Below are 18,534 nucleotides of genomic sequence, written 5' to 3' on the forward strand. Positions count from 1 at the left end.
CGATGGATCCGTTCCCCCGCGACGATGGCGCCGGAAGCTAGTCCCACCCGGGGAGCGGGACAACGGGACCTGGTGCGTCCGCCCCTTCTCGGGACCGACCTAGGATCGGCGGTCGTGCGGCCCTTCCTCCTGCTGTCCTCCCGCGCCGAGGACCTGGCCGCCGACGGGGAGTACGAGGCCTTCCTGCGCTTCTCCGGCCTGACCCCCGAGCGCCTGCGACGGATCCGCATGGAAGCCGGCCCGTTGCCGGCGATCGACCTCGACGACTACGCGGGCGTCCTCGTCGGAGGCGGACCGTTCAACTCCAGCGACCCGCCGCTGGACAAGTCCGCGACCCAGCGCCGGGTCGAGCGGGAGCTGTCGGCCCTGCTCGACGAGATCGTGGCGCGGGACTTCCCGTTCTTCGGCGCCTGCTACGGCGTCGGCACGCTCGGGGTGCACCAGGGCGGGGTCATCGACCGCACGTACGCCGAGCCCATCTCCGCGGTCCGCATCACGCTCACCGCAGCAGGGGCGGCCGACCCGGTCCTGGCCGGCATGGCGCCGCAGTTCGACGCCTTCGTCGGACACCGGGAGGCCTGCAGCGTCCTGCCGCCCGGCGCCGTCCTGCTGGCGAGCTCGGACGCCTGCCCGGTGCAGATGTTCCGGATCAAGCGGAACCTGTACGCCACGCAGTTCCACCCCGAGCTCGACGTCGACGGGATCATCACGCGCGTCCACGTCTACCAGCACGCCGGCTACTACCCGCCCGACGAGCGCGACGACCTGATCGCGCGGCTGACCCCGGCGGTGATCACCGAGCCGGGGCGGATGCTGGCCAACTTCGTGGCGCGGTACGGCTGACGGCACGGGTCCCGAGCCTCGTCGCCGGAGCCAGGCCCGCGCGGCCCTGAGCGACCCGGACGCGCTGCGGCCCCTCACCTCGTCCGAGGTGAGGGGCCGCGGTCCGTCGAGGGCTCAGCGCTCGCGGGAGGGCGTCCCGGCGTTGAACACCTCGAGCGTGTAGCGGTCGAAGCGCTGCAGGGACCGGCGGGCGAAGGACCCCACGCGGCCCGGACGGCGTGCGGCGTCCCCCCGGCCTGGCGTGCGGCGTCCGGCCGTCCGCCGGTCGGCGTGCGTGCGGGCGGAGGCGCTGGTCTCTTCCTCGAAGGTCCGCGCGAGCTCGTGGGCGAGGTCGTCGTCGCCGGAGGCCACGACGGCGTTGACCTTGTGGACGTACGCCGCGTGCATCCGCACGTGCCGGTCCTGGTCCGTGGGGACCGGGGTGGGGGCGGGGACGGCGCCGGGGAACCGGTCGCCGTGGTCGTCGTTCAGTGCTGTGGTCATGCGTGGTCCATCCGTCTCGGATCGGGCGACCGGGTCGCCGCAGGGAGCGCCGGCGGCCAGGGCCGGGCGCGAGTCGTGGGTTCGCAACGCTGCGAGGCCGGCGTCGGTGCCGGGAACCGGGGGCCTCGCGCGCTGCTCGCCGTCGTGCGGTGCGCGGTCGTCGGGCCGGTTCGTGCCGTTCGAGGCACGAGTCCAGTCTAGGGGCGCAGACGTTGCCCAGCCGTCACGACGCGGGGAACCCTGGGTGACGTTCGTCCCGTGGACTCGGAGGTGGGCCGGTGACCGATGGGTACGGCCGGGCCCCGCGGTGGCAGACGCTGTGGCTGCCGCTCGGGGTCGTGGCGCTGGTCGTGCTGGCGGTCGCGGCGCTCCTGGTGATCGACCGCGGAGAGCCCACGGGTCCCGGGGCGGTCGCACCGGCGACCATGGCGGGCCCCGTCGAGGACGCCGCGCTGGAGGGCGAGTGGACCGGCGGGGGCACCGTGCAGCGCTGTGCCGGGTTCGACGACGACGACTGCTCCGGGACGCGGGCGATCCGGCTCGCGATCGCGTGCCCGGCCGCGGGCTGCGTGGTCGCGCCCTTCGACGGCAGCTACGGCAGCCCGCCGCTGCGGTTCGAGGACGGGGTCTACCGGGCGGCCGGCCCCGTGCCGCCGGACGTCGCGCCCCGCTGCGGTGGGAGCCCGACCCGGAGCGCGCTGTGGCGGCTGGAGCTGGTCCTCGCCGACGGCCGGCTGACCGGCAGCTACGCCGAGTCGACGATCCAGGGCTTCGACTGCGGTGCCACCGGCGTCGCGTGGGACGTCGCCCTCGACCGGGGGTGAGGCCCTGCTCAGGGTTGCGGTGGGGCGGGCGCCTCGACGGCGGCCCGGCGGCGCGCCATGCGCACCGGCACCAGCACCGCGGCGCTGACGAGCCCGGCGGCGACGAGCCAGGGGAGGGCGAACCCCAGGACGACGACCACGCCGCCCAGCGCGGCGATCAGGGCCCGCCAGCCGGTGCCGAGCCCGTCGAGGAAGCCGTCAGGGCCGCCGGCCGGAGCCACGCCGAACGGCTCCAGGTGCAGGCTCAGGGTGGACAGCTCCACCTGGTCGGCGAGCAGCGTCCGCTGCGACTGCAGCGCCTCCAGCTCCTCCTGGCGCTCGGACAGCGCCGCCTCCGCGGCCAGCAGCGCCTCGGTGTCGGCCGCCTGGTCCATCAGCGACTGCAGACGCGCCACCGACGTCCGCAGCGCCGCGATCCGGGCGTCGAGGTCGACCGCCGTGGCGGTGACGTCCGAACGCGACACGGACACGTCCTCGATGTCGCCGATGTCCTCGAGGTCGGCCAGCAGGTCGGTCAGCGCGTCCGAGGGCACCCGCACCACGAGGTCGGCGGCTGCGCCGTCCCCGTCCTCCCCGGACGCCGTCCGTTCGGCACGCTGCTCCACCCGACCGCCGGCGGACTCCACCAGCTCGCTGACCCGCTGGGCGCCGTCGGCGGGGTCGTCCACGGCCAGGGACGCCGACGCGGTCGTGACCACCTGCCGGTCGGCGTCGGCGGGAGCTGCCTCCGGATCGCCCGGGGCGGCGGGGTCGGGAGCGACGGCGCCCGTGCCGGAGCCGGAGTCCGCGCCGCCGGAGTCCCCGGACGGCCCCGAGCAGCCGACGACCACCGCGACGGCGAGCGCGGCGATCACGGTGCCCGGGAGGCGCCTCACGGTGCGGACGGTAGGCCCGTCGGTTCGCGGCTGACCAGGCTCGATGCCCAATCGTGACGCGGACGCACCGCGGCCCCCGTCCTCGGGCGAGGACGGGGGCCGCGGTGGGCGGACGACTCAGATGTCGTAGTACATGGCGAACTCGTGCGGGTGCGGGCGGAGGCGGATCGGGTCGATCTCGTTCTCCCGCTTGTACTCGATCCACGTCTCGATCAGGTCGGGGGTGAACACCCCGCCGTCGATCAGGTAGTCGTGGTCGACCTCGAGCCGGTCGAGGACGGCGTCCAGCGACGCGGGCACCTTGTCGATGCCCAGGGCCTCCTCGGGCGGCAGCTCGTAGAGGTCCTTGTCCACGGGGGCCGGCGGCTCGATCTTGTTCTTGATGCCGTCGAGACCGGCCATCAGCATCGCCGAGAAGGCCAGGTAGGGGTTGGCCGACGGGTCGGGCACGCGGAACTCGATGCGCTTGGCCTTGGGGCTGTCACCCGAGATCGGGATGCGGCAGCAGGCCGAGCGGTTGCGCGCGGAGTAGACGAGGTTGATCGGCGCCTCGTAGCCGGGCACCAGGCGGTGGTAGCTGTTGACCGTCGGGTTGGTGAAGGCCAGCAGCGACGGGGCGTGGGCCAGCAGACCGCCGATGTAGTGGCGGGCGGTGTCGGACAGGCCCGCGTAGCCGGTCTCGGCGTGGAAGAGCGGCTCGCCGTCCTTCCAGAGGCTCTGGTGGCAGTGCATGCCGGAGCCGTTGTCGCCGTAGAGCGGCTTGGGCATGAAGGTGGCCGTCTTGCCGTGCGCCCAGGCGGTGTTCTTGATGATGTACTTGAACAGCATCAGGCTGTCGGCCGACCGCAGCAGCGTGTCGAACTTGTAGTTGATCTCGGCCTGGCCACCGGTGCCGACCTCGTGGTGACCGCGCTCGAGCTCCAGCCCGGCGTTGGTCAGGTTGGTCATCATCGTCGAGCGCAGGTCGCTGTAGTGGTCGTAGGGCTCGACCGGGAAGTAGCCGCCCTTGGCCCGCGTCTTGTAGCCGAGGTTCGGGCCGCCGTTCTCCCCGGTCAGGGCGCCGGAGTTCCAGGAGCCCTCGACGGAGTCGATGTGGTAGTAGCCCTCGTTGATGCCGGTGGAGTGCCGGATCGAGTCGAAGATGTAGAACTCGGCCTCGGGGCCGAAGTACGCGGTGTCGGCGATCCCGCTGCTGGCGAGGTACGCCTCGGCCTTCTTCGCCACGTTCCGCGGGTCGCGGCTGTAGGCCTCGCGCGTGATCGGGTCGTGGATGAAGAAGTTGACGTTCAGCGTCTTGTGCCGGCGGAACGGGTCCAGGAACGCGCTGTTGGCGTCGGGCAGCAGGAGCATGTCCGACTCGTTGATCGCCTGGAAGCCGCGGATCGAGGACCCGTCGAAGCCCAGGCCCTCGGAGAACGTGTCCTCACCGAAGGTCGACGCGGGGATGGTGAAGTGCTGCATGACGCCGGGGAGATCGCAGAAGCGGACGTCGACGTACTCGACGTCGTTGTCGCGGATGTAGGCGGCGACCTCGTCGGGGCTGGTGAACATCGATCCTCCGGGATTGGGCTGACTGCCGAACCGCAAGTTACGAGGGCGGAGTTGCCCCGGGGTGTCCCGAGTGTTTCGGAGGCGTAACAACGCTCCCGGCGTGTCGCCGGGTCACCTCGTCGAGGCATTCGGGCACCGCTCGAACCTGGTCCTACGCTTGTCGCATGGTCAACGACGTGCAGCCACCCTCTCAGGACCGCGTGCGCGGCGCCTCTCTGGGGTTGCCGGCGGAGGGCCCGGGGTCGCTGGCGACGTTCAGCACGCGGGTCGTGGCCTTCCTCGTCGACGCCCTCGGCTCCGCCCTGGTCGCGGGTCTGTTCACCGCACCGGAGCTGCCGGGGAACTGGGCGCTGGCCGCCTTCGCCGGGCTCACCGTCGTCACCCTGGTGCTCTTCGGTCAGACCCCCGGCATGCGGCTCACCGGCCTGCGGCTGGCGCACCCGCGGCCCGGTGAGCGGCTGGCCCTGTGGCGGGCCGTCGTCCGCACCGCGCTGCTCTGCCTGCTGATCCCGGCGCTGGTCGTCGACGCCGACGGGCGCGGCCTGCACGACCGCGTCACCGACACCGCGGTCGTCCGCGGCTGACCTGCCGACGGGTCAACCGGCCGGTTCCAGGACGACGACCGGGGTCTGCGTCGACCTGCGGCCGGCGTAGCCGTCGAGGCGCGGGTCGACCGCCCTCCAGCGCGCCCACAGGCGCTCCCGCTCGTCGCCCGCGGCCAGGCGTGCCCGCACGTGCCGGGGCGGCTGGCCTGGCAGCCGGACGACGGCGTCGGGGTGGGTCTCCAGGTTGAGCCACCAGGCGGGGTGGCCCTCCTCCCAGCCGTTCATCGCGATCGCGACCAGGCGCGGACCGTCCTCGAGGTAGCCGATGATCACGCCGCGCGGCCGGCCGGTCCGCCGTCCGACGGTGGTGAGGTGCAGCGCACCCCAGCCCCGCTCGTTCGACGGCGTCCAGAGGAAGCGGCCGCCGCTGAACCGGTGCAGCGCCCGGTGGAAGCGCCAGGCCGAGTGCACGAACCAGGACGGCGGGACCCGCGGCGGACGAGTGGGGGTGGGGCCGGCCACGGCTGCCACACTGGCACGGGCGACGACCCGCGAGAAGGGAAGAACGCCCCGTCCGAACCGGACGGGGCGTTCGACGCGGGGAGTCGGCGGTCAGCCGCGGCGGCGTACCTGGCGCTGGCTGACGCTCATCTGCTTGCCGCCGGGGAGCGGGCCACCGGGCACGGGCATCCGGGCGCCGCCCAGGGCGCTCATCCGGCGGCCCAGCGCGTTGACCTCCGCGGCGCTCAGGTTGCGGGGCAGCTTCATGACATGGGTGCTGAGCTTGCGCAGCGGGATCTGGCCCTCGTCGTCGCCGACGACGATGTCGTAGATCGGGGCGTCGCCCACGACGCGGGCGATCTTCTTCTTCTCCTGCGCGAGCAGCCCGCGTACCCGCCCGGGCACGCCCTCGGCCACCAGGATCACGCCGGGCCGGCCCAGGACGCGGTGGACCGCGTCCATCTGCTGCGTGCCGGCGACGCCGGAGGTGACGCGCCAGTCACCGCGCATGCCCTCCAGCACCCACGCAGCGGCACCGGGCTGGCCCTCGACCTGCCGGTAGGCCGAGCCCTGCGCACGGCGGCCGAAGACGATCAGGGCCGCGAGGCCACCGGTGATCAGCGCCAGGGGCAGGAAGACGAAGGGGGAGTCGAGCAGGATGCCGATGAGCTCGACCACCGCGGCGACCGCGACGAACCAGATCAGCATGACCCAGGGCAGCTTCGGGTCGTTGCGACGGGTGAGCGAGTAGGCCTGCTTGATCATGCGGGCCTGGCCGCCGAGCTTCTTCAGCCGGCCCACCTTGGGCTGACCGTTCTTGTCGAGCTTCGGGGCCTTGCCGGAACCCTTGCCGGAACCCTTGCCGGAACCCTTGCCGCTCGGAGCGGTCGAGTCTGCGGGCTTGCTGCGTGCCATGCCCCCAGGATAGGGGCGCGTGCGCGGCTTTCCGCGCCGATCCCGCCGGGTCAGCTCTGGTGGGTGAGCCCGCGCGCCTCGATCGCCTGCTGGTACAGGCGCCCGGCGCGGTAGGAGCTGCGCACGAGGGGTCCGGCGAGGACGCCCGGGAAGCCGATCCGCTCGGCCTCGGTCTGGAAGCCCACGAACTCGTCCGGCTTCACCCACCGGACGACGGGGTGGTGCCGCGGCGAGGGGCGGAGGTACTGGGTGATCGTCAGCAGGTCGCAGCCGGCGTCGTGCAGCGCCTGCATGGTCTCGACGACCTCGTGCGGCTCTTCACCCATGCCCAGGATGAGGTTGGACTTGGTGACCAGGCCGGCCTCGCGGGCGGCGGTGATGACGGCGAGCGAGCGCTCGAAGCGGAAGCCGGGGCGGATGCGCTTGAAGATGCGCGGCACCGTCTCGACGTTGTGCGCCAGCACCTCCGGCCGGGCGGAGAACACCTCGGCCAGCTGCTCGGGGTCGGCGTTGAAGTCGGGGATGAGCAGCTCCACACCGCATCCGGGGAGCTGGGCGTGGATCTGGCGCACGGTCTCGGCGTAGAGCCAGGCGCCGCCGTCGGGCAGGTCGTCCCGGGCGACGCCGGTGACCGTGGCGTACTTGAGGCCCATCGTCGCGACGCTCTCGGCGACCCGGCGGGGCTCGTCGGCGTCGAACGCGGCGGGCTTGCCCGTGTCGATCTGGCAGAAGTCGCAGCGCCGCGTGCACTGGTCGCCACCGATGAGGAACGTGGCCTCCCGGTCCTCCCAGCACTCGTAGATGTTGGGGCAGCCGGCCTCTTCGCAGACCGTGTGCAGGCCCTCGCGGCGGACCAGCGACTTCAGCTCGGTGTACTCGGGGCCGGTCTTCAGCCGCGTCTTGATCCACTCGGGCTTGCGCTCGATCGGGACCTGGCTGTTGCGCACCTCGAGGCGGAGCAGTTTGCGGCCGGCCGGCTCGAGCGGGGAACCCGAAGAATGCGCCGGAGCGGCCGTCTCACTCATGATCTCCACGGTACTCCCGGACGTGCGACGCCCCCGCTGCCGAAGGCAACGGGGGCGTCGGATGTGATGAGGTGCTCAGACCTGCTTGTCGGCCGGTCCCGCGGTCGGCCCCGCGTCCGAGCCGCCGTTGCCGGAGGTGAAGGGCTCGGGGGCGTCGGAGCCGTTCACGGTCGAGTCGTCGGGGCCGTCGCCGTCGACGAGCTGGGCGTCCCGGACCCCCATGTCGGACTCGGCCGGGGCGGAGTCGCTGGTCGTCGAAGCCGTCGACACGGTCTTGCCGGAGGTGCTGTCGGAGCTGGGCACGGGGTCCTCTCGGTAGCTGGGCACCGGGCCGTCGCCCGCCGGGGCGGGGGTCCAGGTGTCGTCCTTCTTGCGGCGCAGCAGGACGAACGCTGCCGTACCCAGCGCGAAGGCCAGGAACACCCACGGCCAGCGCCGCGGCTCCTTCTCGATCCCAGCCTTGCGCTTGACCGTCTTCGCGGTCGAGGCGGCGGCCTTCTCGAACTCCCGGCGCTTCTTGACCGCCGTCTTGCGGGCCTTCTTCGCGCCCTTGCGCGCCTTGCGGGTCGACTTCTCCGCCGTGGCGACGAGCTCGGCGCGGCGGGCGTCCAGCTCGCTCAGCGCGCTGTCCACGCCGGCGGCCAGCGTCTCGCGGGCGCTCTCCAGCGCGGGCGTCACGGCCTCCCGGGCGGCGACCACCTTGGGCGTGGCGTAGGCGAGCGCGGCGACCTGGGCGGCCTCGAGCCGGGGGACCACGTCGTCCTTGAGCGCCTTCTGCGCCGCCTTCTGGGCCGCCTCCACCCGGGGGGCGAGGTCGGCGGCGGCCTTGGCGGCGGCTGCCTGCGCGGCGGCGACCCGCGGACCGGCGGCCTCGCGGGCGGCCTCCACCCGAGGGGCGATCGCGTCGCGGGCGGCCTCCACCTTCGGGGCCAGGGAGTCACGGGCGGTCGCGACGGCCGGGGCGGCGGCAGCGGCGGCCGCGGCGACCTTCGGCGCCACCTTGAGCGCGACGGCCGTCTGCGCCGCGTCGAGAGCCGGACCGGCTGCCTCGCGGGCCGCGGTCACCCGCGGCCCCAGCTGCTCGGCCGCGAGGCGGCCGGCCTCGGTGGCCGCCACCCCGATGTGGGCGAGACCCTCCTGGAGCTCGGCACCGATGACCTGACCACGCGTCTTCTTGCGGAACACGAGCTGCACCTCCGAGTTGATCGTCTCGCGATCATCCTGCCCGGTCCGGGCGGTGAGCACACCCCGGAGGGGCCCGGCCAGCGGTGGCGGCCCCCGCTGGTTAGCGTCGGCGTGTGCTGCTGCGCATCTTCACCGAGCCCCAGATGGGCGCCACGTACGACGACCTGCTCGCCGTCGCCCGGCGCACCGAGGAGACCGGCTTCGACGCCTTCTTCCGGTCCGACCACTACCTGACGATGGGTGGGGACGGGCTGCCCGGCCCCACCGACGCGTGGGTGACCCTCGCCGGTCTGGCGCGCGAGACCAGCCGCATCCGCCTCGGCACGCTCATGACGGCCGGCACCTTCCGGCTGCCGGGGCCGCTGGCGATCTCGGTGGCCCAGGTCGACCAGATGAGTGGCGGGCGGGTCGAGCTGGGCATCGGCGCCGGCTGGTTCGAGGCAGAGCACACCGCGTACGGCATCCCGTTCCCGCCGCTCGGCGAGCGCTTCGACCGCTACGAGGAGCAGCTCGCCGTCGTCACCGGGCTGTGGGGCACCCCGGCGGGGGAGACCTTCGACTTCGACGGGAGGTACTACCCGGTGTCGGGCTCGCCGGCGCTGCCCAAGCCGGTCCAGGACGGCGGCATCCCGGTGATCGTCGGCGGCGCCGGCAAGAAGCGGACACCGCGGTTGGCGGCCCGGTACGCGGGCGAGTTCAACGTGCCGTTCCTGTCGGCGGCCGACAACGCCCGCCTGTTCGCCGGGGTGCGCGAGGCGTGCGAGGAAGCCGGCCGCGACCCCGGGTCGATGGTCTGCAGCTCGGCACTGGTGCTGTGCGTCGGCAGGGACGAGGCGGAGCTCGCGCGCCGCGCGGCAGCCATCGGACGTGAGGTGGACGAGCTGCGCGAGCACGGCGTCGCCGGCACCCCGGCCGAGGCGGTCGACACCATCGGGCGCTACGCCGAGGCCGGGGCGCAGCGCGTGTACCTGCAGGTGCTCGATCTCTCCGACCTCGACCACCTCGACCTGGTGGCCGGCGAGGTGGCGCCCCAGCTCGGCTGAGACGCCACCGCCCTCCACTCAGGTCGAGGGCTGCCAGTGGGGATCGCGCCCCTGCCAGGCGACGAGCTGGTCGACGACCGGGGCCCCGTCGGGGACGGGGACGGCGTCGCCGAACGGGACGCCGGGTGGGCGCTGGGGCGTCGGCAGCTTGCGGCGGACGGCGTCGAGCGCGCGACCCAGCACCGCCTCGTCCCACTCCGGGGTCTGGCCGGTCGCGGCGGCGAGGTCCCAGGTGTGGGTGCTGATCTCGGCGGTCCAACCGGCCAGTGCGGCGGCACCGGGCATGGTCCCGAACGGCAGCTGCATCTCCCGGTCGAGCACGGCCGGATCGGCCCACGCCGCCTCCACGTCGCGCACGGCGGCCCCCAGCGTCGCGCTCCAGCCGTCGTCCGGGACGCCGGTCACGGGCGCGACCGGCCCCACCGCGGGGACACCGCCGGCGGCCGCGGTGATCCGGCGCAGCACGCCGAGCACGTGCCCGAGCAGGGCCCGCACGTCGAACTCGTCGCACGGTGTGGGGGCGCTCAGCCGGCCGGTGGGGACCGCGTCGAGCGTGGCGAGGGCGAGGCCGGTGGCGACGCCGAAGTCCGGGCGGGGGTCGGAGGGGAGGAGGGGGCGCTGGGTGAGGGATGTCGTGGTCGTCATGGACGCACCCTCGCAGCGAAAGTGGCCACCTCCTGGCCACTTTCTCCAGCATTCTCCTTGTCGTGCGCGCCGAACGGCTGATCGCCGTCCTCCTGCTGCTGCAGACCCGTGAGCGGATCACCGTCGCCGAGGTGGCCCGTGAGCTCGAGGTGTCGCCGCGCACCGCGCGCCGTGATCTCGAGGCGCTGGGGATGGCCGGTGTGCCGGTCTACAGCTCGGCGGGGCGCGGTGGTGGGTGGTCGCTGGTGGGTGGCGCGCGGACGGATCTGTCGGGGCTCACCGTGGACGAGGCCAAGGACCTGTTCCTCGCCGCCGGTCCGTCGGCGGCCGGTGCTCCGGGCGCCCAGACGGCCCTCCGGAAGCTGCTGGCCGCCCTCCCGGCGCAGCTGCGGCGGGGGGCCGAGGCGGCGAGCGCGGCGGTCGTCGTCGACGCGGCCACCTGGGGACGCACGTCGCCGCCGGAGCCTCCGTTCCTCGCCGACCTGCGCCGCGCCGTCCTCGACCAGCGGCAGGTCGTGCTCGGGTACACCGGGCGAGAGGGTGAGCAGTCCTCCCGGCCGGTCTCGCCGCTGGGTCTCGTGGTGAAGTCCGGCGTCTGGTACCTGCTCGCCGGCACGGCTGCCGGCGTCCGGACGTTCCGCGTCGGACGGGTGACCGCGGTGATGCCCACGGACGACGCCGTGCTGCGGCCGGAGGGCTTCGACCTCGCCGCCGCATGGCAGGAGAGCTCGGCCGCGGTCGAGGCCCGGCGTGGGCAGGTGCGGGTGAGTGGATCGGCCGATCCGGAGCTGCTGCCCGTGCTGCGGGCCCGGCTCGGCCGGAGGCTGACGGTGGGCGGTGCGGACGCCGACGGGTGGGTGCCGGTCGAGGTCGCCGGCCCGTCGGTCGGCATGCTCGTCAGCGAGCTGGCCGGGTACGGCGCGCGGTTCGTCGTGGTGGGGCCGGCGGAGGCCCGCGCCCGGCTGGCCGAGGTGGCCGCGGAGCTGGTCCAGCTCTACGGCGACCAGGGCACTGAGGTCCCGGCGGGCTGAAGGTTCAGGAGCTCTCGTCCACCAGTGCGCGCCGGGGCGCCGCCAGCCACTGCAGGAAGTCGGTCACCGGCATCGGGCGGGCGATGGCGTAGCCCTGCGCGACGTCGCAGCCCAGCCGCGCGAGCGCGGCGCCGGTCGCGTCGTCCTCCACGCCCTCGGCGACCAGGCGCAGGCCCAGGGCGTGCGCCAGCGCCGCGGTGTGCTCGACGATCGCGGCGGCACGGTCGTCGCGATCGACGTCGGCGGTCAGGCTCCGGTCGAGCTTGAGCTCGTCGGCGGGCAGGTGCCGCAGGTAGGCCAGCGAGCTGTACCCGGTGCCGTAGTCGTCGATCGAGGTCCGGACGCCGAGGCGCCGGAGCTGGCCGAGCACCTGCCGGCCGCGCTCGGGGTCGGCCATGAGGGTGTCCTCGACGAGCTCGAGGGTCAGGGCGTCGGCGGGCAGGCCGTGCCGTGCCAGGGCGGCCGCGACCTTCGAGGGCAGGTCGATGTCGTTCACGTTCGCCGCCGCCAGGTTCACCGACACCGGCACGCGGTCGGTCCGCCACCAGCGCGCGGTCGCCGTCATCGCCAGCTCGAGGACGGTGTCGGTGAGCGGCCGCAGCAGGCCGGCCTGCTCGGCGGCCGGGAGCAGCTCGGCGGGGGAGAGCAGCCCGCGCACCGGGTGCTGCCAGCGCACGAGGGCCTCCACGCCGACGACGCGGCCGTCGCCGAGGTCGACCTGCGGCTGCAGGTGGACGACGAGCTGGTCGGACTGCAGCGCCGTCCGCAGCTCCTCCATCGTGCGCAGCCGGTCGCCGCTGCCCCCGTGCGGGTCGGGCACGTACACGTGCACGCCCTCGCGAGCGGCCTTCGCGGCGTACATGGCGACGTCGGCGCAGCGCAGCATCTCCTGCACCGTCGCCGCGGGAACCGGTGCGGTGGCGATGCCGATGCTGACCCCGACGTGCAGCCGGATGTCCTCGACGGAGAAGGGGAGCAGCAGGAGCTTGCGCAGCCGTTCGGCGCGGTCCTGGGCCTCGTCGAGCGACGCCTCCGGCAGCAGGACGGCGAACTCGTCCCCGCCCAGCCGGGCCAGCAGCTCTCCCTCGCGCAGCGCGGGCTGCAACCGCGGGCCGATCTGGGCCAGGAGCTGGTCGCCGGCGGTGTGGCCGAGGCTGTCGTTGACCTCCTTGAACCCGTCCAGGTCGAGGAGGAGGAGCGCGGCGGGCGTGCGGGCGGTCGCCGAGGCCAGGACGCGCTCGGCCCGCTCCAGCAGGGCCCGTCGGTTGGGCAGGCCGGTCAGCTCGTCGGTGCGCGCCTGCTCCCGCACCTCGTTGAACGCCCGGACCTCGCGGAAGGTGATGCCGGTGCGGGCGATCGCCGCGACGACGCAGCCGATGGCCAGCCAGGCGGCCGCGGCCGGCAGTTCGTCGCCCCAGCCGATGGCGAGGACGACGAGGCTGGCCACGTTGCACGCCAGGGGGAGGGCGAGCAGGCGCCAGCCCAGGCGCGTGCGGCTCTCCGCCGCTGCCGGTGGCTGCGGCCGCGGGCGCGCGAGGTGCGCCGACAGCGCGACGACGACGATCGCCGACAGCCAGGTCAGCTCCAGCAGGCCGCCGTCGACGTAGGTGCCGAGGACGGTCCGGGCGAAGAGGACCAGGTCGCCGACCATCATCAGGCCGAGCGCCGAGGCGACCAGCACGAGCGTGCGGTCGAGGCGCACCCCCAGGATGGAGCCGACCGCCACGAGCAGCGCCAGCAGCAGGACGTCGGTCGCCGGCATGCCCAGCTGGAGCAGGGGGATGGGATCCCGTCCGGGCGCCGGGTCGAGGTACGGGCCGAGCAGGAAGGCGACGCCCACCGCGGTGGCACCGAGGGCGCCGATGACGCCGTCGAGCCACATGCTCGGGTGGAAGCGCGGCACGCGGGCGCGGATGAAGCCGACGAGGGTGAGGTAGAGGGTCAGGTAGGCCAGGAGCGCGAGCCCGTCGACGGCGACCGAACCGTTCGCGGCGCCGTCGACCCCGGCACCCGCGGTGCGGATCGTGTTGGCCGTGGCGCTCATGAGCAGCGCGACGGACAGGGCCCGCCAGGCGATCCGCTCGCGCGGCACCCGCCGGCCGGCCAGCCAGCAGAGCGCCGCGGCCGGCAGGTAGGTGGCGTTGTAGAGGACGACGTCGTACGCCGCGTCCCAGCCCGCGCCCGCCGGGCGCCAGGCGACCCCGCAGGCGAAGGTCAGGAGGCCCAGCAGGGCGAGTCCCAGCAGCACGATCGACGGCGTGCTGCGCGTCGTCGTCCGGTGCTGGTCCTGGTCCACGGGAACGTCATCGGCGGCGATCGACCGCGACCACAGTCGAAACCGGCCGATTCCGGCCCGGACGGGTGAGACGCGCTCCGTCACCGCGGCGGACCGGCCGCACCGGCTCGCGGTAGGCTGGCGGCGTGACCAGGCGGCTCCTGCTCCACCGGCCGTGCTGACCTGAGACGTTCAGACCAGCACGGCGACCCCTCCTGCGTGAGGGGTTTCTTCATGTCTGCCGCCGGTACGTGTACTGCGATGACCCGGGAGCACCAGCGATGAGCCAGACCGCCGATCAGCCCAACGCCGAGCAGGCGGCCGCTGACGTGCCGCCGCACCGCTACACGCCGGCGCTGGCGCAGCAGATCGAGCTCGCCTGGCAGGACCGCTGGGAGGCCGAGGGCACCTTCCACACGCCCAACCCGACCGGCCGGCTGAGCGCGGGCTTCGAGCGGGTCGCCGATCGGCCCAAGTACTTCCTGATGGACATGTTCCCGTACCCCTCGGGTGCCGGGCTGCACGTCGGCCACCCGCTGGGCTACCTGGGCACCGACGTCACCAGCCGGTTCCGCCGCATGGACGGCGACAACGTGCTGCACCCGATGGGCTACGACGCGTTCGGCCTGCCCGCCGAGCAGTACGCCGTGCAGACCGGGCAGCACCCGCGGATCACCACCGAGGCCAACATCAGGGCCATCAGGGCGCAGCTGCGCCGGCTGGGCGTCGACCACGACGACCGCCGCAGCTTCGCCACGATCGACCCGGGCTACTACAAGTGGACCCAGTGGATCTTCCTGCAGCTGTTCGGCTCGTGGTTCGACGAGACCGCCGGCAAGGCCCGCCCGATCGACGACCTGGTCGCCGAGCTGGACGCGGGCACCCGTGAGCCGGCCGCCGGCACCAATCCCTCGGGCCTGCCCTGGGCGGAGCTGGACGAGGTGTCGCGCCGCAAGGTCGTCGACGCCCACCGGCTGGCCTACCTGCACGAGGCGCCGGTGAACTGGTGCCCGGGTCTGGGGACGGTGCTCTCGAACGAGGAGGTCACCGCCGACGGCCGCTCCGAGCGCGGCAACTTCCCGGTGTTCCGGCGTCCGCTGAAGCAGTGGATGATGCGGATCACCGCCTACGCCGACCGGCTGATCGACGACCTGGACCGGCTGGACTGGTCGGACTCGCTGAAGCTGATGCAGCGGAACTGGATCGGCCGGTCGAGCGGCGCGAAGGTCCGTTTCGGCTGCGCTGACCAGACCATCGAGGTCTTCACCACCCGGCCCGACACGCTGTTCGGCGCCACCTACATGGTGCTGGCGCCGGAGCACCCGCTGGTCGAGGCGCTGACGGCGGCTGCCTGGCCCGACGGCACCGACCCGCGGTGGACCGGTGGGGCCGCGACGCCGGCCGAGGCGGTGCGCGAGTACCAGCGCCAGGCCTCCCGGCGCTCGGAGCTCGACCGCCAGGACACCGGCCGGGAGAAGACCGGTGTCTGGCTGGGCGTCACCGCGGTGAACCCGGTCAACGGCCGGGAGCTGCCGGTCTTCATCGCCGACTACGTGCTGACCGGCTACGGCACGGGCGCGATCATGGCCGTGCCCGGTGAGGACACCCGCGACTGGGAGTTCGCGCGCGAGTTCGGCCTGGAGGTCGTCCCGACCGTCGAGCGACCCGACGGCTTCGACGAGGAGTCCGGCGCCTGGACCGGTCCCGGCCGCATGATCAACTCCTCGAACGACGAGATCTCGCTGGACGGGCTGGACAAGGCCGCCGCCATCGCGGCGATCACCGAGTGGCTGGTCGGGAAGGGCGCCGGCGAGGCGACCACCACCTACAAGCTGCGCGACTGGCTGTTCAGCCGGCAGCGCTACTGGGGCGAGCCGTTCCCGATCGTCTACGACGAGGACGACCTGCCGATCGCGGTCCCGCAGTCGATGCTGCCGGTGCTGCTGCCCGAGGTCGACGACTACTCGCCCAAGACCTTCGCCGACGACGACGCCGACTCCTCCCCGGAGCCGCCGCTGTCGCGCGCCACGGAGTGGACGACGGTCGAGCTGGACCTGGGCGACGGGCCCAAGAAGTACCGGCGCGAGACGAACACGATGCCCAACTGGGCCGGCTCCTGCTGGTACTACCTGCGCTACCTGGACCCCGCCGACGACGAGCGGATGGTCGACCCGGCGCTGGAGGAGTACTGGCTGGGCCCGCGCGAGCCCGGGGACGTGGGCGGCGTCGACCTGTACGTCGGCGGCGTCGAGCACGCCGTCCTGCACCTGCTCTACGCCCGGTTCTGGCACAAGGTGCTGCACGACCTGGGCCACGTCTCCAGCGAGGAGCCGTTCCGCCGGCTGGTCAACCAGGGCTACATCTCCGCCTTCGCCTACACCGACGAACGCGGCTTCTACGTGCCCGCGGCCGACGTGGTGGAGAAGGACGGGCAGTTCTTCTACGAGGGCAAGCCGGTCAACCGCGAGTACGGGAAGATCGGCAAGAGCCTGAAGAACATGGTCACGCCGGACGAGATGATCGGCGCGTACGGCGCGGACACCTTCCGCGTGTACGAGATGTCGACCGGCCCGCTGGACCAGTCGCGGCCGTGGGAGACCAAGGCCGTCGTCGGCTCGCAGCGCCTGCTGCAGCGCATCTGGCGCGTGGTGGTCGACGAGGTGTCGGGCTCCGTGCGGGCTTCCGACGACGTCGAGCCGGCCGAGGAGACCCTGCGGGCGCTGCACCGCACGATCGCCGGGGTGCGTGACGGCTTCGCCACGCTGCGGTTCAACATCGCGATCGCTCGGATCACCGAGCTGACCAACCACCTGACGCAGGCCTACGGGGCGACGTCCCCGGTGCCGCGCGAGGTCGCCGAGGGTCTGGTGCTCATGGTGGCCCCGCTGGCGCCGCACCTGGCCGACGAGTTGTGGACCCGGCTGGGCCACGAGGGCTCGTCGGCGTGGACGCCGTTCCCGGTGGCCGACGAGCGCTGGCTGGTCGACGACACCGTGCAGGTGGCGGTCCAGGTCAACGGCAAGGTGCGCTCGCAGGTGAGCGTGCCGGCGGACGCCGACGCCGCCGCGCTGGAGGCGGCCGCGCGGGCGGACGAGAAGATCGCCGGCTACCTGGACGGGGCGACCGTGCGCCGCGTCGTCGCCGTCCCGGGCCGGCTGGTCAACTTCGTCCTCGGCTGAGGCTCAGGCGGGGCTGATCCGGATCAGCTCGTGCCGCTCCCCGGGGCGGCGCAGCAGCCGGTGCCACAGCCGCGAGGCGGTGTCGCCGAGGGTGAACCTCAGCCCGTAGGCGCGGCGCAGGGCCGCCCGGGCCTCGGCGTGCGCGGTGGCCGGCAGCAACTCGGCTGTGCCGTCGACCGCCGGGCCCTTGGTCCGGCCTCGGACGTCGCACGGGGCCACGGTGACGCGGCTCGTGTGCCGCAGCCGCTTCACCTTGCCGCTGTCGGCGCGCGTCCAGACCACGAGGCCGTCGCCGTCGGGCGCCGCCCAGACCGGTGTGGCGACCGGCGCGCCGGTCCGCCGGAACGTGGTGAGGCTGACGTACTCGCTGCGGGGGAGCGGCGTCATGCAGGTGTTGCCGCGCCGGTCAGCACCTGCGTCATCGCGGCCTCGACGGCGTCGATGACCTCGGCGACGGGGACGTCGCGGCCGAGCTCCGCGGTCAGCGAGGTGACGCCGGCGTCGGGGATGCCGCACGGGATCATGTTGGCGAAGGCGGACATGTCGGGGTCGCAGTTGAGCGCGAACCCGTGCATGGTCACGCCCCGGGCGACGCGCACCCCGATGGCGGCGATCTTGCGGTCGGGCCCGCGCTGGTCGGCCCGCACCCACACGCCGCTTCGACCCTCGACGCGATCGGTGGCCAGACCGAGACCGGCGCAGACGTCGATGAGCGCGCCCTCCATCCGGCGGACGTGGGCGACGACGTCGACCGGGTCGGGCAGCCGGACGATGGGGTAGCCGACCAGCTGGCCGGGCCCGTGCCAGGTGATCTTGCCGCCGCGGTCGACGTCGATCACCGGCGTGCCGTCGAACGGCCGCTCGTGCGGCTCGGTGCGCTTGCCCGCGGTGTAGACCGGCGGGTGCTCCAGCAGCAGGAGGGTGTCGGGGCCGGTGCCCTCGACGACCGCGGCGTGCAGCTCGCGCTGGCGGGCCCACGCCTCCTCGTAGGGCACGAGACCGGCACGCACGATCTGCAAGTCGCTCACGGGCCCAGCGTAGGCCGCGACGGGAGGCGGAACCGGCGGACGGCGGTCAGGGCGAGAGGTCCTTCCGCATCTGCTGCGAGACCACCCGGTAGCCATGGGACGAGTAGAGGGCGATGGCCCGCGCGTTGCCGCCGAAGACGTTCAGCTCGAGCGCCTCGGCCCCGTGCGCCCGCGCGACCTCCTCGCCCGCGGTCAGCAGAGCCCGTCCGTGGCCGGCGCCCTGGTGCTCCGGGGCGACCTCGATGTCGTAGACGAACGCGCAGTGCGGGACCCCCCGGGGGTGGCGCAGCCCGATCCACAGGTGTCCGATCGGGCGGCCGTCGTCGAGCACCCCCACCATGAGCAGCATGTCCGGGGTGGCGAGGCCCTGCGGCAGCAGGGCGGCATTGCCCTCGGCGGCGAGTCGCAGGGCGTCGTCGGGCGGCCAGTTCCCCGCCGCGATCTGGTCGTCGGCGTAGGCGCGGGCGAGCGCGTCCTGCCATTCCTGGAACTCGAGATCGGTCATCGGGCGCAGGGTCAGCGCGGGCACCGGGCGATGCTGGCACGGACGACGCCACGGCGGAACGACGACTCCGTCCGGGCCGGG

General features: G+C 73.7%; 18 protein-coding genes. 6 read left to right on the forward strand and 12 right to left on the reverse strand.

The genetic code is table 11. The annotated features are described in order from the left end of the window. Positions 1-114 precede the first annotated feature (114 nt). Entirely contained in the window at positions 115-843 is a 729-nt protein-coding gene (locus tag DCS98_RS16220; RefSeq protein ID WP_116452418.1) for a glutamine amidotransferase, read from the forward strand. 114 nt (positions 844-957) lie between these two features. Here DCS98_RS16220 and DCS98_RS16225 read toward each other — a convergent pair whose 3' ends face one another. Continuing rightward, complete coding sequence (locus DCS98_RS16225; RefSeq protein ID WP_116452419.1) at positions 958-1,326, reverse strand: hypothetical protein; 369 nt, start codon at positions 1,324-1,326, stop codon at positions 958-960. 278 nt (positions 1,327-1,604) lie between these two features. On the opposite strand from DCS98_RS16225, the gene DCS98_RS16230 reads away from it, so the two are divergent. Beyond that, the gene (locus DCS98_RS16230; protein WP_116452420.1) at positions 1,605-2,150 is read left to right on the forward strand and encodes a hypothetical protein; all 546 of its coding nucleotides are present in this window, start codon (positions 1,605-1,607) and stop codon (positions 2,148-2,150) included. 8 nt (positions 2,151-2,158) lie between these two features. Here DCS98_RS16230 and DCS98_RS16235 read toward each other — a convergent pair whose 3' ends face one another. Together DCS98_RS16235 and glnA are read right to left on the reverse strand one after the other, a co-directional pair. Continuing rightward, a complete protein-coding gene (locus tag DCS98_RS16235; RefSeq protein ID WP_164704609.1) occupies positions 2,159-3,025 on the reverse strand; it encodes a DUF4349 domain-containing protein in 867 nt (288 codons plus the stop codon). Between the two features lie 117 nt (positions 3,026-3,142). Continuing rightward, on the reverse strand, positions 3,143-4,576 hold the full coding sequence (gene glnA / locus DCS98_RS16240) for a type I glutamate--ammonia ligase (protein WP_116452422.1): 1,434 nt from the start codon (positions 4,574-4,576) through the stop codon (positions 3,143-3,145). A 164-nt stretch (positions 4,577-4,740) separates the two neighbouring features. Between glnA and DCS98_RS16245 the strand changes: the two genes are divergently transcribed. Continuing rightward, complete coding sequence (locus tag DCS98_RS16245; RefSeq protein WP_116452423.1) at positions 4,741-5,160, forward strand: RDD family protein; 420 nt, start codon at positions 4,741-4,743, stop codon at positions 5,158-5,160. A gap of 12 nt (positions 5,161-5,172) precedes the next feature. Here DCS98_RS16245 and DCS98_RS16250 read toward each other — a convergent pair whose 3' ends face one another. From DCS98_RS16250 to DCS98_RS16265, 4 genes are all read right to left on the reverse strand, one after another. Continuing rightward, positions 5,173-5,643 (reverse strand): nitroreductase/quinone reductase family protein, encoded by a 471-nt coding sequence (locus DCS98_RS16250; protein WP_116452521.1) that lies wholly within the window; start codon positions 5,641-5,643, stop codon positions 5,173-5,175. Between the two features lie 90 nt (positions 5,644-5,733). Further along, a complete protein-coding gene (locus DCS98_RS16255; protein WP_116452424.1) occupies positions 5,734-6,537 on the reverse strand; it encodes a DUF4191 domain-containing protein in 804 nt (267 codons plus the stop codon). A 50-nt stretch (positions 6,538-6,587) separates the two neighbouring features. Further along, complete coding sequence (gene lipA / locus DCS98_RS16260; protein ID WP_116452522.1) at positions 6,588-7,562, reverse strand: lipoyl synthase; 975 nt, start codon at positions 7,560-7,562, stop codon at positions 6,588-6,590. A 75-nt stretch (positions 7,563-7,637) separates the two neighbouring features. Further along, positions 7,638-8,807 carry a hypothetical protein gene (locus DCS98_RS16265; protein WP_116452425.1) on the reverse strand — a complete coding sequence of 390 codons (1,170 nt, stop codon included), beginning with the start codon at positions 8,805-8,807 and terminating at the stop codon, positions 7,638-7,640. A 53-nt stretch (positions 8,808-8,860) separates the two neighbouring features. Here DCS98_RS16265 and DCS98_RS16270 point away from each other — a divergent pair, with 53 nt between their 5' ends. Beyond that, a complete protein-coding gene (locus tag DCS98_RS16270; protein ID WP_116452426.1) occupies positions 8,861-9,790 on the forward strand; it encodes an LLM class F420-dependent oxidoreductase in 930 nt (309 codons plus the stop codon). An 18-nt stretch (positions 9,791-9,808) separates the two neighbouring features. Here DCS98_RS16270 and DCS98_RS16275 read toward each other — a convergent pair whose 3' ends face one another. Next, positions 9,809-10,435 carry a TIGR03086 family metal-binding protein gene (locus DCS98_RS16275; RefSeq protein ID WP_116452523.1) on the reverse strand — a complete coding sequence of 209 codons (627 nt, stop codon included), beginning with the start codon at positions 10,433-10,435 and terminating at the stop codon, positions 9,809-9,811. Between the two features lie 62 nt (positions 10,436-10,497). Here DCS98_RS16275 and DCS98_RS16280 point away from each other — a divergent pair, with 62 nt between their 5' ends. Next, the gene (locus DCS98_RS16280; RefSeq protein WP_164704610.1) at positions 10,498-11,466 is read left to right on the forward strand and encodes a helix-turn-helix transcriptional regulator; all 969 of its coding nucleotides are present in this window, start codon (positions 10,498-10,500) and stop codon (positions 11,464-11,466) included. A 4-nt stretch (positions 11,467-11,470) separates the two neighbouring features. Here DCS98_RS16280 and DCS98_RS16285 read toward each other — a convergent pair whose 3' ends face one another. Further along, a complete protein-coding gene (locus DCS98_RS16285; RefSeq protein ID WP_116452428.1) occupies positions 11,471-13,762 on the reverse strand; it encodes a putative bifunctional diguanylate cyclase/phosphodiesterase in 2,292 nt (763 codons plus the stop codon). Positions 13,763-14,022: 260 nt separating this feature from the next. On the opposite strand from DCS98_RS16285, the gene leuS reads away from it, so the two are divergent. Beyond that, the gene (leuS, locus tag DCS98_RS16290) at positions 14,023-16,920 is read left to right on the forward strand and encodes a leucine--tRNA ligase (RefSeq protein ID WP_116452429.1); all 2,898 of its coding nucleotides are present in this window, start codon (positions 14,023-14,025) and stop codon (positions 16,918-16,920) included. A 3-nt stretch (positions 16,921-16,923) separates the two neighbouring features. Here the strand turns inward: leuS and DCS98_RS16295 are convergent, their stop codons facing one another. Genes DCS98_RS16295 through DCS98_RS16305 form a run of 3 tightly spaced genes read right to left on the reverse strand, consistent with a single transcriptional unit; the run spans position 16,924 to position 18,477 of the window. Next, positions 16,924-17,307, reverse strand: a complete 384-nt coding sequence (locus DCS98_RS16295; protein ID WP_116452430.1) for a PPOX class F420-dependent oxidoreductase — start codon at positions 17,305-17,307, stop codon at positions 16,924-16,926. Continuing rightward, positions 17,304-17,948, reverse strand: a complete 645-nt coding sequence (gene lipB, locus DCS98_RS16300) for a lipoyl(octanoyl) transferase LipB (protein ID WP_206340303.1) — start codon at positions 17,946-17,948, stop codon at positions 17,304-17,306. The genes DCS98_RS16295 and lipB overlap by 4 nt, the downstream gene beginning before the upstream one ends. A gap of 46 nt (positions 17,949-17,994) precedes the next feature. Further along, a complete protein-coding gene (locus tag DCS98_RS16305; protein ID WP_116452432.1) occupies positions 17,995-18,477 on the reverse strand; it encodes a GNAT family N-acetyltransferase in 483 nt (160 codons plus the stop codon). Positions 18,478-18,534: the final 57 nt, after the last annotated feature.

Origin of the sequence: Blastococcus litoris (assembly GCF_003075095.1) — a bacterium.
In the GTDB taxonomy this organism is placed as follows: Bacteria; Actinomycetota; Actinomycetes; order Mycobacteriales; family Geodermatophilaceae; genus Blastococcus_B; species Blastococcus_B litoris.

What these genes read in the sequence shown, in the direction of transcription:
- DCS98_RS16275 (WP_116452523.1), bottom strand. Translation starts at nt 10,435, where the DNA reads ATGACGACCACGACATCCCTCACCCAGCGCCCCCTCCTCCCCTCCGAC.
- DCS98_RS16295 (WP_116452430.1), bottom strand. Translation starts at nt 17,307, where the DNA reads ATGACGCCGCTCCCCCGCAGCGAGTACGTCAGCCTCACCACGTTCCGG.
- DCS98_RS16245 (WP_116452423.1), top strand. Translation starts at nt 4,741, where the DNA reads ATGGTCAACGACGTGCAGCCACCCTCTCAGGACCGCGTGCGCGGCGCC.
- DCS98_RS16255 (WP_116452424.1), bottom strand. Translation starts at nt 6,537, where the DNA reads ATGGCACGCAGCAAGCCCGCAGACTCGACCGCTCCGAGCGGCAAGGGT.
- leuS (WP_116452429.1), top strand. Translation starts at nt 14,023, where the DNA reads ATGAGCCAGACCGCCGATCAGCCCAACGCCGAGCAGGCGGCCGCTGAC.
- lipA (WP_116452522.1), bottom strand. Translation starts at nt 7,562, where the DNA reads ATGAGTGAGACGGCCGCTCCGGCGCATTCTTCGGGTTCCCCGCTCGAG.
- DCS98_RS16225 (WP_116452419.1), bottom strand. Translation starts at nt 1,326, where the DNA reads ATGACCACAGCACTGAACGACGACCACGGCGACCGGTTCCCCGGCGCC.
- glnA (WP_116452422.1), bottom strand. Translation starts at nt 4,576, where the DNA reads ATGTTCACCAGCCCCGACGAGGTCGCCGCCTACATCCGCGACAACGAC.